Consider the following 13706-nt stretch of genomic DNA (forward strand, 5'->3'; position numbering starts at 1 on the left):
GGGCAGATACTGGCAAGTCAGAAAGAGTGTTGATGAAACATCGTGCCTTTGTCTTTGGTCTGATCGTCATTGCAATCGTGTTTGGTGTCGACCAGTGGACCAAGGCGCTTGCCATTGACGGGCTTTCTGCCCCGTTTCGCAAGATCGAAGTCACGCCGTTTATGAACTTTGTTCTGGCCTGGAACCCGGGCGTTTCGTTCGGCCTGTTTCAGGGGCAGGCACCTTGGGTGATGATTGCGATTACCGCGGCCATCACGATCGGCTTTGGCGTCTGGATGTGGCGCACACGTGATTCCATGCTGCGCTTTGCACTCGCCATGATCATTGGCGGGGCAATCGGCAATCTGGTGGATCGCCTGCGTCATGGCGCTGTGACCGACTTCATTGATCTGCATGTTGCGGGCTATCACTGGCCGGTCTTCAATGTCGCTGATAGCGCAATCACGGTTGGTGCCGCGCTACTGTTGATCGATTCCCTTTTTGGCGGTAAAAAATCTACCTGATGAATTTTCGCCGGGCCTTAAAGCCCGGTTCAGACGTGGTAATGAGGCGCACATGGCCCGGAAACTGACGACCAATATTTTCAAAATTGCATTGCTGGGCGGACTTGCGCTTGGCGTTTCCGGTTGTGAATCAACACGCGAAACCTTTGGCCTGAACAAACAGTCCCCGGACGAGTTCGCCGTTGTCTCGCGCGCACCGCTAAGCCTGCCGCCTGATTTTACGCTGCGTGTTCCTGATCCGGGTGCACCGCGCCCGCAGACCGGTTCGACCACTGATCAGGCGCGTCGTATTCTGGTGGGCGAAGACCCCAATCAGGTTAAACGCGACATTACCGAAGGCACACGCAGTAAAGGTCAGGTTGCCCTTCTGTCGGCATCGGGCGCGCAATATGCCGATCCGGAAATCCGCAACACGGTTGATCGTGAAACCTCGATCTTCATTTCCGAAAGCGAAGGTGTCGTTGACGACCTTCTGTTCTGGCAGGAAAAGCCGGAATTCGGATCCGTGGTTGACCCGGCAGCCGAAGCCAAGCGTATCCGCGATCAGCAGGCCCTGGGCGACAATGTTTCCGGTGGTGCCGATACCCCTGTGATCGAACGCAAACAGAAGGGCTGGCTGGAAGATATCTTCTAAGCTTTTCTCCTTGGTTTTGCGACCACACGACAATTTGATGAATTCGAACAAGGGCGCGATGGTTTCGCGCCCTTGTTCTGTCATATTCGGTTTTTAAGAAATGCCTGTTGAATGCGATTGCGCTGTTCTGGCGCATCGGCATTCAAACACCCTGTTTGCTCAGGGTCAGGACCTACTAATTTGATTTGAATGGCAGACGTTATATTTGTGAAATGCAAGGAAAAGCACGTCGGGCGGGCTGGTATCCCGGCCAAGGGGTTTGACGCAGGAGTTCGCAAATATAACGTCTGTCCTTCGGATTAACCGGATTTGCACGGGCTACTTTGTCGTAAAGCTTTGAAAGATATATATCTGTCTGCAGCTTTACTTCGCGTATCCGCACAAATCCGGTGAACCAGTCAAATCAAATTAGTAGGTCCTGACCCTAACCATGCCTGATTTGGAATGGGACGCCACAATGAGAATTTCTGGAACTTTCCGATCCGTGACGCGCAGCTCCTTGGCTGTGCTCGCCCTTGCCGCACTCACCCTTGCCTTCGTGCCGGGGCTGGCCCGTGCGGCGGTGTTCAACCCGCAAACCGCAACCCTTGATAACGGGATGCAGGTCGTGCTGGTGGAAAACCACCGTGCACCGGTTGTCACCCATATGGTCTGGTACAAGGTCGGCTCGGCCGACGAGCCGCAAGGTGTGTCGGGCATTGCCCATTTCCTTGAACACCTGATGTTCAAGGGGACCGACGATATTGCGCCGGGCGATTTTTCCAAGATCGTTGCGCGCAATGGCGGCAATGACAACGCCTTTACCAGCTGGGACTATACCGGATACTTCCAGAACATCGCTCGGGACCGGCTTGATCTGGTGATGAAGATGGAAGCCGACCGCATGACCAATCTGAAGCTTTCTGATGATGTGGTTCTCCCGGAACGTGATGTGATCATTGAGGAACGCCGTTCGCGCCTCGATACCAGCCCGGGTGCGCTTCTGGGCGAACAGATGCGCGCATCCCTCTATATGGCCCATCCCTATGGCCGTTCGATCATTGGTTGGCTCAATGAAATGGAGCAGCTTACCACCGAAGACGCGCTCGCATTCTATCGCGACTGGTATGCGCCCAATAACGCCATTCTGGTCGTTGCCGGCGATATCACCATGGATGAGCTGCTGCCGATGGCCGAAAAATATTACGGCGTCATTCCGCGCGGCAAGGACATGACGCGTAACAGGGTTCAGGAACCGGTTCAGCACGCCCCGCGCAAGGTCACCATGCGCGACCCGCAGGTCGGTCAGGCATCCTGGTCGCGTTATTACCTTGCCCCGTCCTACAACACCGACGGGGCCGACGCCGCACCGCTGGATGTGCTTTCCGAAATCATCGGGTCGGGTACCACCAGCCGCTTCTTCAAGGCGCTTGTCGTTGATCAGGAAATCGCTTCAAGCGTCGGGACCTTCTATGATCCGGTCGCAGTTGATCTGGCAAGCTTTGGTGTCTATGCGGTTCCGCGCGGTGATGTTGACCTTGCCGATCTTGAAAAGGCTGTCGAGGCCCAGATTGCCAAGGTCGTGTCAGATGGTGTCACACAGGACGAACTCGACCGGGCCAAGCAGAAGCTTCTTGATAGTGCGGTCTTTGCCCGTGATTCGCTTTCGGCCGGTGCGCGTGTACTTGGTCAGTCGCTTGCGGTTGGCCTCAGCGTCGATCAGGTCGAAAGCTGGCCGGACCGGATTTCGGCTGTGACGGTGGATCAAGTCAATGAGGCCGCCAAACGGGTCTTCGATGACAAGAAATCTGTCACCGGCTGGCTGATGCCGCCCGAAGGTGGCCCGGTCACCGGGGCTGGTGCGGCGCTTCCGATCACGTCTGGCGAAGGAGTACACTGATATGAACAAGCTGTTTAAACAGATTGCCGGTGTTGCCTTTGCGTCCGCCCTTGGTTTGGGCTTAACCACACAGGCCAAGGCGGTTGAGGTTCAGGAAGTGATTTCGGATGGCGGCATTCGTGCATGGCTGATCGAAGATCACATGAACCCGCTGATGACCATGGATATCGCCTTTACCGGTGCCGGTGCGGCCACCGATCCCGATGGCAAGCTTGGCTTGGCCAACATGGTTTCGGGTCTGATCGACGAAGGTGCCGGCGCCATGGACAGCCAGACCTTCCGCGGTGAGATGGAAAACCGTTCCATCAGCCTGTCCTTTGATGCCGGGCGTGATGATTTTGCGGGATCGCTGACCACACTTACCCGTGAACGCGATACCGCGATTGATCTGCTGCGTCTGGCCCTGTCCGAACCGCGCTTTGATGACGAGGCGGTTGAACGCATTCGTGCCCAGATCGTCTCGGGCCTGAAGCGCGCTGAAACCGATCCGCGCGATATTGCCAGCCGCACGTTTTTTGCCTCGATCTTTGGCGACCATCCCTATGGCCGTCCGGTGTCGGGCACGCTTGAAACCGTAGCGGGCCTAAATGCCAATGACTTTCGCGGCTTTGTGCGCCGGGCCTTTGCCAAGGATAATCTGATTGTTGGTGTTGCCGGTGACATCACGGCAAAGGAACTTGGTCCGCTGCTTGATGAGGCCTTCGGCGCGCTGCCCGATAAAAGCGATCTGCCGACGGTCGCCGATGTCACGCCGACTTTCGGTGATATCGAAGTGATCGAACAGGACATTCCGCAAAGTCAGGCGATCTGGGGCCAGAAAGGCATCAAGCGCAAGGACCCTGATTTCTATGCCGCCTATGTGATGAACTACATCCTTGGCGGTGGTGGTTTCTCGTCACGTTTGACCGAGGAAGTCCGTGAAAAGCGCGGCCTTGCTTATGGTGTCTATAGCTACCTTGCCGATCTGGACCATGCCGAAATGATGATGGGCGGGGTTGCCACGCGCAATGACGCAATTGGTCAAAGCCTGTCTTTGATCAGCACGGAATGGAGCAAGATGAAGCAGGATGGCATTGATCAGGAAGAACTTGATAATGCCAAGGCCTACCTCACCGGCGCCTTCCCGCTGCGCTTCACAAGCCTTGGCAACCTGTCGGGTATGCTGGTCGGTATGCAAAAGGAAGACCTTGGCATGGACTTCCTGGATCGTCGCAATGACATGGTCAATGCCGTGACCCTTGATGACGTCAACCGGGTTGCGGCTGATCTGATGGATCCAGCCAATGTCACGGTCACTGTGGTGGGCAAGCCTGAAGGTGAACTGGCCTTCTGATCGCAGACCGAACCCAAGGCCTTAAAAGTTGCAAAGCGCGGTGAAAGGGATTTCGCCGCGCTTTGTGCTTTGATAGGTTCAGTTCAAACAACAATACCCATTCGAACATCACGAGCACCGCCTTCATGACCCTGCGCGTCCTGCCACAGAACCTGATCAACCAGATTGCCGCCGGTGAGGTGGTCGAACGTCCTGCGGCGGCCCTCAAGGAATTGGTGGAAAATGCGCTCGATGCCGGGGCGACGCGGGTGGATGTCAATCTGCGTGATGGCGGCCGGACGTTGCTGTCTGTCACCGATGATGGCAAGGGCATGACGCCCGACGAACTGGCACTGGCGGTCGAACGCCATGCGACCTCCAAGCTGCCCGACGATGATCTGTTTAATATCGGTTTCATGGGCTTTCGCGGCGAAGCCTTGCCATCCATCGGGTCGGTGTCGCGCATGCGCCTGACCAGCCGTGTGCGCGGCTCCGAAAATGCCTGGACGCTGGCGGTGGAAGGCGGGGCAAAGGGCGAACCGGAACCGGCCGCCCATCCCTATGGCACGCGGGTTGAAGTGCGTGATCTTTTCTATGCCACGCCAGCACGTCTGAAGTTCCTGAAAACCGCGCGGACCGAACAGATGTATGCCCGCGAGATCATGGATCGTCTGGCCATGGCGCGCCCGGATGTCGGCTTTACGCTGAGCGGTGATAACAACAAGACGATCCTGAATTACCCGGCCTGCGAAGGCGATCTGTTTGATGCCCGCCTGAAACGGCTGGGTGCAGTGATGGGGCGCGAATTTCAGGATAACGCCCTTCAGATCGAGGCAGAGCGTGAAGGCATCCGGCTCACCGGCTATGCCGGGGTGCCGACGCTTAACCGTGGTAATGCCCAGATGCAGTTCATGTTTGTCAATGGCCGCCCGGTCAAGGACCGGCTGTTGCAAGGGGCTGTGCGCGGCGCCTATCAGGATTTCCTGGCGCGTGATCGTCACCCGTTATTGGCACTTTTCTTTGAGCTGACGCCGCGTGATGTCGACGTCAACGTCCATCCCGGCAAGACCGAGGTCCGGTTCCGCGATCCCGGATTGGTGCGCGGGCTGATTGTCGGGGCGTTGAAACATGCACTGGCCGGCGCAGGCCATCGGGCCTCGACCACAGTCGCCGACATGGCGCTGGGCGCTGTGCGCCGCGAAGGTGAGGGACCCTCGCTTCCTTATGGCGGTGGCGCACGCACCGGGACGGGCGGCGGATTTAACATCGGGCAATATCAGCCAAGTGTGCCCGGTCATGCTGCCATTGAACGCAATTACGCTGCCCAGGCCCCGATGGAAAATCAGGGGAATTATGGCGGGCTTTTTGATCGCGGACGTGAATTTGGCGGATCGGGTGGTAGCGCTAACATCGGAGGCGGTGAAGGCGGTTTTGCTGCTGCCGCAGCCGCAGCGTTGACTGGCGGCTATGACGCGGCTGCGCCATCGGCCCGCATTGATAACATCGCTGATGAAGGCAAGTTTGTTGATCATCCGCTGGGGGCGGCGCGCGGGCAGGTCCATGCCAACTACATCATTGCCCAGACCCGTGACGGGTTGGTGATTGTCGATCAGCATGCCGCCCATGAACGCATTGTCTATGAACGCATGAAGGCTGATCTCGCCGAAAGTGGCGTGAAGCGTCAGGGACTGTTGCTGCCCGAAGTGGTCGAACTCGACGAGGCATCCGCTGATCGTATTGCCGAACGTGCAGAGGAATTTGCCGAGCTTGGTTTGGTGATCGAGCCGTTTGGTCCCGGTGCAATTGTTGTGCGGGAAGTGCCCGCCATGCTGGGCAAGGTCGATGTCAGCGCACTGGTGCGCGACATGGCCGATGAAATCGCCGAACTGGGGCAGGGCATGGCGCTGAAAGACCGGCTTATGTATGTCTGTGCGACCATGGCCTGTCATGGATCGGTGCGTTCTGGCCGCAAACTTAATGCCGATGAAATGAATGCGCTTTTGCGCCAGATGGAAGCTACCCCGCATTCGGGACAGTGCAACCATGGCCGCCCGACCTATGTCGAGCTTAAGCTCAATGACATCGAAAAGATGTTTGGCCGCAGATAGCTAGGAACGCATATGGCCGCGATCACGCTTCACATTGCCACACCCGATGATGCGGACGCCGTCACGGCACTGTTCAAGCGATCCTACGCGACGTTTCTCGTCGATGACTATGCGCCCGATGTTCTTGAACGTGGCATGGCCTTTCTCGCCCGGGCCAACCCGGATCTTCTGGCATCGGGCACCTATTATCTGGCCAAGACCGAAGCGGGCGATGTCGTTGGTGCCGGTGGCTGGACAGCAGTCCGTCCGGGCAGCGATGATGCAGATGTGCAAACGGGGCTGGCCCATGTCCGCCATTTCGCGGTCGATCCGGCTTATGCGCGCATGGGCATTGCCAGCATGCTGTTTGACCGTTGCGTAGAAGATGCCAAGGCGTCTGAGAATGTCACGCGCTTTGAATGCTATTCCACGCTGAGTGCCAGACGGTTTTATGAAACACGCGGTTTTCGGGTGATTGGCGATTTCGCCGCACCCTTTGCCCCGGATTTCAGCTTTCCGAGCCTGCATATGGTCTGTGATCTGGATTAACCGCGCAGCTTAAGGTCGCGGGGCAGGCGGGTATTGGCGTTGACGCGTGCGCGCTGGATTTGCTCGGCAAACAGGCCGCGTGTGCAGCTTAGATCGGCATCCCGGAAATCTGCGCCCGAAAGATTGGTGCCACTCAGATCGCAATTGATCATCTGCAGGCCCCGGAAATTGGCGTTCGACAGGTCCGATCCCAAAAACACCGTGTTGCGCACCATCGCCTTGTTAAACCGTGCCCCGGTCAAACGGCTTGCCGCCAGATTGGCATTGTCGAGGTTGCTTTCAACGAAGTCAGCCGCAATCAGGTTGCAACGGCGCAGCACCGCATCCTTGCAATTGGCACGCTGGAAACTGGCGAAGGGCAGGCCACAGCGACTAAGGTCGATGCCTTCAAGCTCTGCATCGCGCAGATCGGCGTGTTCGATGGACATGACTGTGCCTTCGCGCCCGCCGGTATCGACCCAAAGCTTGTGACTGATCAGCGCTTCCTGCAGATCAATTTCAACAAGCTCTTCGTCCTCGACCTCGATGTCTTCTTCGGCTTCGATCTCCTCATCCGGGGTGTCGGACGGTTTGTCTTCGCTGCGCGCCGTCGCCGGGCTTAAAGCCTCGCGCGCGGACTGCACGGCTTCAAGGTTCTGCTTGCCGGTTTTCTTGTCGCCGGCACTGGGCGCGCCAACAAGCTCACCATCGCCAAATGTCTGCCCCGTGCCATTCAGGCGCGGTTTGGCATCAGCGAGATCAAGATTGGTCGTCATGCCAACAGCCGGCGATGCCTTTGGCGTGCGGGTGCGCGTGATCGGACCGGCACCATCATTTTCCGGTGTCTTGGCAATCGTTGCACTTTCCGGAACTTCGACCGCCGGAGTTTCAGGTTGTGCCTTGCTGGTGGGGTTATCGGCCGCCGCCGGGGTCGCACTGGCGGTTGGCTTCTTTGCGGGTTTTGATCCGGCCATCTTGGCAAGGTCTTGCGGTCGGGCCGGGCCGAAATAGTTTTCTTCAAATACGAAACGGCGCGGTTTTTTCAGGACCGCTTCAATGATTTTGGCAAGGCGTTCGGGGTCGACCGGCTGGCGAAATACGCCTTCGATCCCGGCATCGACCGCATCGCGCATGCCGCGCCGGTCAAGTTTGGGGGCACCCAAAAGGATCGGAACTTCACGCCCATGCGGGTTGTCGTCGGTTGCGGAATCACGAATGGCGCGAATGGTGGAAATGCCGCGAATGCCATCAAGATAAAGACCGATCAACACCAGATCCGGCTTGAGTTCGGAAACCATTTCGACCGTGCGTTCGCGATCATCACAATCAATGAATTTGCCAAAGCCAAGGGGTTCCACAGCGGCGCGCGCTGCGGTGATGTTACGTTCGCTGTAGTCCGCATACAGGATCGTCTTTTTCTTGTTGTCATGGCTCGCCATGATGCGTGATGTCCCCTTTGCTCGCATATTCTGGCCGACCCGGGCCGTCGGACCCGTGGATCAAAATCCGTCAGGGACCAGCAGGAATGCTAAATGTACGCCGTCTTCCCGACGCCTCGTCGTTATTGGCATCCCCTGTGCCAATATCGCCGTCACCAACATCATCCCCGCCATCAGATGTTGGGGCGCCCGCGGCACTCCCGTTGCCTGCACCGGCACCTTCACCGTCATAGTTGCTCTCGACCATTTCAATGGTGATCTCGACGCGGCGGTTGGTGGCACGGCCTTCCGGGGTGTCATTGCTTTCAAGCGGTCGGCTTTCGCCGTAACCCTGGATCACCATTCGGCTCGGATCAGTACCATTCTGATTGATCAGGTAGTGCAAAACCGATGTCGCGCGTGCCGCTGACAAGTCCCAGTTTGATATATAGGGAGACGAAGATGAAACCGGAACATTATCGGTGTGGCCGGCGACCTGAATTTCCCCTTCGGTCTGGTTGATGACCGGGGCGACGCGGTTCAGGATGGCGGCAAATTCTTCGGTCATGCCCGATGAGCCGGACGGGAAGGCCAGTTCGTTGGGGAAGCGCATGACAACTTCGCCGTCAATGCGCTCCAAACCGACCTGATCCTGAAGACCCATATTATCAAGAACAGTGCTTAGCGTTTCTTCAAGCGCCTCGGCCTTTTCTTCCTTGCTGTCGGTTTCGTTGCTTTCAACTTCCGGCGTTTCGGCCTGGGGGATTTCTGAAACCACGCGCGGAGTGTCAGGTGTTGGCGCCTTAAGCGACTTGCCGACAATCGACCCGTCGAGTTCGATCACGCCGGCCAGCTGATCCTGTTGGGAAAACCCGAATGCGGCCTTTACAGACCCGGCAATCTGTTTGTAGCGGATGACATCCATCTCGGCGAAGGTCAGCAGCAGCACAAACAGGACAAGCAGCAACGACATCAGATCGGCGAACGTCGCCATCCAAGCCGGTGCGCCTGCTGCGGGTTTCTTTGCCATGGCCTATGCCCAGCCTGTTGCCTGTTTGATCTGAGCCATCATGATCATTCTCCGCCGCCTTCTTCGTCGGCCGGAACACCGCCCGGAAGATACGGACCCAGGATTTCCTTCATGACCATCGGGCTCTGGCTGGCCTGGATTTGCACGACTGATTCAATGATCAATTGTTTGGTGTTTTTCAAACGATCCACCTTGAGCGCCAGCTTGTCGGCAACCGGAAGCGCAATCAGGTTGGCAAGAACCGCACCGTAAAACGTTGTCAGCATCGCAATTGCCATGGCCGGGCCGATGGCGTCCGGGTCTGAAAGGTTGGCCAGCATCTGCACCAGACCAACAAGCGTCCCAATCATGCCAAAGGCCGGTGCGGTATCACCGATACCGCGGAACATCAGTTCGCCAAGCTCGTCATTCTGGATGGATTTTTCCACTTCGCTCGAGATCGAGCTTCTGATGACTTCGCCGCTATGGCCGTCAACGCACATCCGGATGCCGCGCGCCATGATTTCGTTGTCAATCTCGACATTCTCTAAGCCCAGAAGACCGTTCTTGCGCACAAGGCCGGCAAGCTCAATCGCCTTTTCGTAAATCGAAAGCGGATCTTCCTTGGGGTTTTTGAAAGCAATGCCGATCCCGATCTTGAGCGACTTGACCACGTCGCGCATCGGGAACTTGATCAGGGTTGCCGCCGCTGTCCCGCCAAACACCACCATGATCGATGGTACGTCGACAAATGAACTCAGGCTGCCGCCCAGCAAAATGGCGCCAAAAATAACGCCCATCCCGGCGATAATGCCAATAAGTGTCGCTATATCCATGTCGGTTTTTGGTATCCGGCTTTAAAACAAATTCTTTAAACGTATTGTCCCGTCACTGAAAACAATACGTAGCGGGTCACAACTTGATCATTGGTCTGACAACCACACAGATGAAAGTCCCCTGTATGGGCGGCTACCAGATGGAAATGAAACGCGCACTACACTTCTGAAATTGGGGTTGCACATCCCGTTTTCCATATGCTTGCAATAACTTCTTGCTCGTAGAAGTGAAAGACTTCCCACAAACAGTCCCGCCTGATTGTAAAATTACGGCGTTGGAATAACCAACGCTATACTTTTGGCGTTAAATGTTTGTTGCCAGACTTTCGCGCACTCCTCAACCCCACCTAAGAATAATATGATCATATTCGTTTGGCAGGATGCCCGGTTTTACACCGGGCGCGCGTGAAAGAACAGGAGTGCAATCCTGACAATTTCTGATGTTTGCAATGTCTTACGGGTAAAGTTGGACCGAAACTAGCCGAGCTCGAAGGACGAAATCCCGAAAATCATATCAAGATCAAGTTCGGGTGCCGGGCCCTTATACATGCGTGCGGTCTCAAATTCCGGCACCATGCCATGTGCGGTCGCCAGATCAACTGCCGCCTGATTGGGTTCGGGCACATCAAGATAGACCTTGCCGGTCTGATCATCGCGGCTTTGCAAAAGCGCGCCAAACAGGATTTCGGCATCCTTGGCATTCGGGGCGAAAAGCGGCCCAACCTTGTGGCCTTCCTGACACGGGCGGATCACGCCATAGGCGCGCAATCCCATCGGCCCCTTAAGGGCAAGTGCCGTATGCTTTTCATTGCCGATCCAGCCACGCAGGAACTCGATCCGGCTTTCGGGGAAAAGCTTGCAGGTCTGCTCGAACGCATCGACAATCGCGATGTCGTTCACCTCAAGGGTGAACAGATCATCCGGGGTTTCGACATTGGCTGTTACGACACCGCCATAGCGGACATTGCGATGGGCAAATTCAAAACCGGATTTGCGATAATTGTCCTGCTGATCAACGACACCATCAAGGCCAATGGTCTTAAGCACACTGTCCTCAAGCACCGTCTGCCACAGGCGATAGCCAAGACCGGAACCACGACGATCCTGACGGCAGATGTAAAATCCGACGAACCCGAAATCCGAACTGTACTGAACCGCCGAGATCGCGGCTGCCAGTCCCTGCTTGTCAAACGCGCCCCAGAAGCCATCGGTGTCGGTGTTAAAAAACACCTCTGCATCATTGATGCCGGGGTTCCAGCCCTCTTTGGCGGCCCATTCAACGGCCTGGGGAAACTCGAATGATTTAAGACGGCGGATTTTGTCAGGCATCGCTTTGTTCAGACTTCCGATGATCAGATGAGTGTTGGGGTTGCCGTGCGGGGCAGGCAAGCGCAATTGCCAAACATCTATCACGGGCGATGAAAATCAATGATAATTTTTATTGAGAATGCCTATCATTGTTATTATTACGGTGGGTACATTCCATTCGCGTCCCACCATCCGAGAATTTCATGCCCACATCGCTTCTGACGGCCAAGACACGTATCGCACTTCCCGGCAGTGCTGCCCTGATCAAACAGGCGGCCGATTTCTATCGTGAACATGATTGCGATGTGACGGGTGATGCGGATTACACACGCATATCGGTCTCCATCGGCCATATCCAGCTAAGCAGCACCGATACCACGCTTGAGGTCGAGGTGGGGGCAACGACCGAAGTCGATGTCATGCAGATGAAGTCGGCGATCATATCGGTGCTGCAGGGGGCTGTTCCTGATGCCGATCTTGATTGCCGTTGGCAGGGGGCGGGCAAAAGCAATGGCAAGCTGCCCAATTTCTGTGAACTGCGTGTGGGCGAGATCACCGATCTTTCACCGCATATGCGCCGCTTGCGCCTGCATGCCGATGACCTTGAGGCCTATGACAGTGACAGCATTCATGTGCGTCTTTTGATTCCGCCACGCGGGCAGGAAAATCCGCAATGGCCAACCTTGGCTGATAACGGCATGCCGGTTTGGCCCAGCGGGGAAAACACCATCGAACAGCGCGTCTATACGATCCGTGCGATGGATGCCAAGGCAGGCTGGATTGATGTCGATTTCGTCATGCATGGTGATAACGGCCCGGGATCGGCCTTTGCCATGCATGCCAGTGCTGGCGACGTGGTCGCCATGACCGGGCCGCTCGGGACCGCATTGCCGGATGCTGACTGGATGTTGTTTGCCGGCGACGAAACAGCACTTCCGGCCATTGGACGATATCTGGCTGAAATGCCGGATCATGTAACGGGGCACGCCATTATCGAAGTCGGCAGCAAATCCGACGTCATCGCCGTTCCCACCAACAGCCAGATCAAGGTCCAATGGCTGTTTCGCGATGACGCCCAGGCGGTCGAACGCAGTCTGATTCAGGATGCCATTCGATCGGTTGAGATGCCCGATGCACGTGATCACATCTATTGCTGGGCCGGGGTGGAGCAGGCGGATTACAAACCGATCCATGCCTATTGGCGCAAGGAACTCGGTCTTGATCGTGATCGCTGTGTCGCCATGACATTCTGGCGCAAGGCGGGCCGGACGGCCAAGGGTTGATCCACCGGGATCAGTCTACCGGACTGTTGCGACCGATTGATGCAGGTCCGGCGCGAAATGCGCAATCGCATCATCCAGTGCAATCAGGATTTCCGTATTCAGCGGATCGGTTGCCTGATCGGTATCGTGGCGCAATTCGGTAATCGCACGGATCAGTTCGCGATTCGTCGGATTGACCGTTGTTGCAATTGATTTGGCCTGCGCGCCGATCATCGCGCGGACGGCCTTGAAGGCGGCTATTTCCGTCTTGGCATTAAGTGGCGGCCTTTCTTCAACGGCACGCTTCAGCGACAAACCCGTCATATGACTGGGCTCTGCTATCAGGGCGGCGGTGATCATTCTGAATGCGATGATGTCTGTGGCCAACTGATCGCGATTTTGCGCAGTAGCCAGTTGCTTAAACGCAAACAGATCGGCCTCATGCTCATCCTGATGATCTTTGACCACGTCACCGCCGAAATGATCGGGCTGGCAATGGCGCACTTCATGAAAAATCAGCCAGCGAAATGTCAGATCAGCCGTGCTGGCATAGTGAAGCTTTGCGCCAAACCAGTTGCGCATCAGTTCGGCAAAGATTTCGGTTTTGCTTTCCGGTGTGAGTTTGGTCGGGACAAAAATCCGGCAGGTTGCCAGCGCCGCATCACCCTTGCGACCAGTCACCGTAAACGGCGAACGGGGCAATCTGGCAAAGGTCTGATCCGGGTTCTTGATATTGCCAAGACCGAGTGCCGCGTCGATCTTGCTTAGGAAATCCTCACGCCCTTCAAACACCACAAGTTCGATGTCACCAAAATGACGCAACTCGGTGGCCAACTGTTCCGTCTGGGCATGGCTTGCTGCCCCACCGGTCAGAACTAGGATGGCAATCAGACATATCCGTTGAAGGCTGTTTCGCGCGCGATCACTCAT

General features: G+C 56.4%; 12 protein-coding genes. 7 read left to right on the forward strand and 5 right to left on the reverse strand.

Going from position 1 to position 13706, the window contains the following annotated elements; all coding sequences use genetic code 11:
* Positions 1-32: 32 nt before the first annotated feature.
* The 6 genes from lspA to CMO10_RS14965 all read left to right on the forward strand — a co-directional run bounded on the left by lspA (position 33) and on the right by CMO10_RS14965 (position 6964).
* On the forward strand, positions 33-503 hold the full coding sequence (lspA, locus tag CMO10_RS14940; protein WP_044827748.1) for a signal peptidase II: 471 nt from the start codon (positions 33-35) through the stop codon (positions 501-503).
* Between the two features lie 52 nt (positions 504-555).
* The gene (locus tag CMO10_RS14945; RefSeq protein ID WP_044827749.1) at positions 556-1137 is read left to right on the forward strand and encodes a DUF3035 domain-containing protein; all 582 of its coding nucleotides are present in this window, start codon (positions 556-558) and stop codon (positions 1135-1137) included.
* Positions 1138-1594: 457 nt separating this feature from the next.
* A complete protein-coding gene (locus CMO10_RS14950) occupies positions 1595-3016 on the forward strand; it encodes a M16 family metallopeptidase (RefSeq protein WP_297023769.1) in 1422 nt (473 codons plus the stop codon).
* Position 3017: 1 nt separating this feature from the next.
* Entirely contained in the window at positions 3018-4349 is a 1332-nt protein-coding gene (locus CMO10_RS14955) for a M16 family metallopeptidase (RefSeq protein WP_297023771.1), read from the forward strand.
* A gap of 125 nt (positions 4350-4474) precedes the next feature.
* A complete protein-coding gene (mutL, locus tag CMO10_RS14960; RefSeq protein ID WP_297023772.1) occupies positions 4475-6436 on the forward strand; it encodes a DNA mismatch repair endonuclease MutL in 1962 nt (653 codons plus the stop codon).
* Positions 6437-6448: 12 nt separating this feature from the next.
* On the forward strand, positions 6449-6964 hold the full coding sequence (locus CMO10_RS14965) for a GNAT family N-acetyltransferase (protein WP_297023775.1): 516 nt from the start codon (positions 6449-6451) through the stop codon (positions 6962-6964).
* Here CMO10_RS14965 and CMO10_RS14970 read toward each other — a convergent pair.
* The 4 genes from CMO10_RS14970 to CMO10_RS14985 form a co-directional block, all read right to left on the reverse strand.
* Positions 6961-8382, reverse strand: a complete 1422-nt coding sequence (locus tag CMO10_RS14970) for a pentapeptide repeat-containing protein (protein WP_297023778.1) — start codon at positions 8380-8382, stop codon at positions 6961-6963. The two genes, CMO10_RS14965 and CMO10_RS14970, sit on opposite strands and share 4 nt — an antisense overlap.
* A gap of 70 nt (positions 8383-8452) precedes the next feature.
* Positions 8453-9391: an OmpA family protein gene (locus CMO10_RS14975; protein WP_297023780.1), complete on the reverse strand. Its 939-nt coding sequence runs from the start codon at positions 9389-9391 to the stop codon at positions 8453-8455.
* 44 nt (positions 9392-9435) lie between these two features.
* Positions 9436-10206 (reverse strand): motility protein A, encoded by a 771-nt coding sequence (locus CMO10_RS14980; RefSeq protein WP_297023783.1) that lies wholly within the window; start codon positions 10204-10206, stop codon positions 9436-9438.
* A gap of 477 nt (positions 10207-10683) precedes the next feature.
* Entirely contained in the window at positions 10684-11535 is an 852-nt protein-coding gene (locus tag CMO10_RS14985; RefSeq protein WP_297023786.1) for a GNAT family N-acetyltransferase, read from the reverse strand.
* Between the two features lie 182 nt (positions 11536-11717).
* Between CMO10_RS14985 and CMO10_RS14990 the strand changes: the two genes are divergently transcribed.
* A complete protein-coding gene (locus CMO10_RS14990; RefSeq protein WP_297023790.1) occupies positions 11718-12797 on the forward strand; it encodes a siderophore-interacting protein in 1080 nt (359 codons plus the stop codon).
* A 15-nt stretch (positions 12798-12812) separates the two neighbouring features.
* Here the strand turns inward: CMO10_RS14990 and CMO10_RS14995 are convergent, their stop codons facing one another.
* Complete coding sequence (locus CMO10_RS14995) at positions 12813-13706, reverse strand: hypothetical protein (RefSeq protein ID WP_297023792.1); 894 nt, start codon at positions 13704-13706, stop codon at positions 12813-12815.

The organism is Thalassospira sp. (genome assembly GCF_002709775.1).
GTDB lineage: Bacteria > Pseudomonadota > Alphaproteobacteria > Rhodospirillales > Thalassospiraceae > Thalassospira.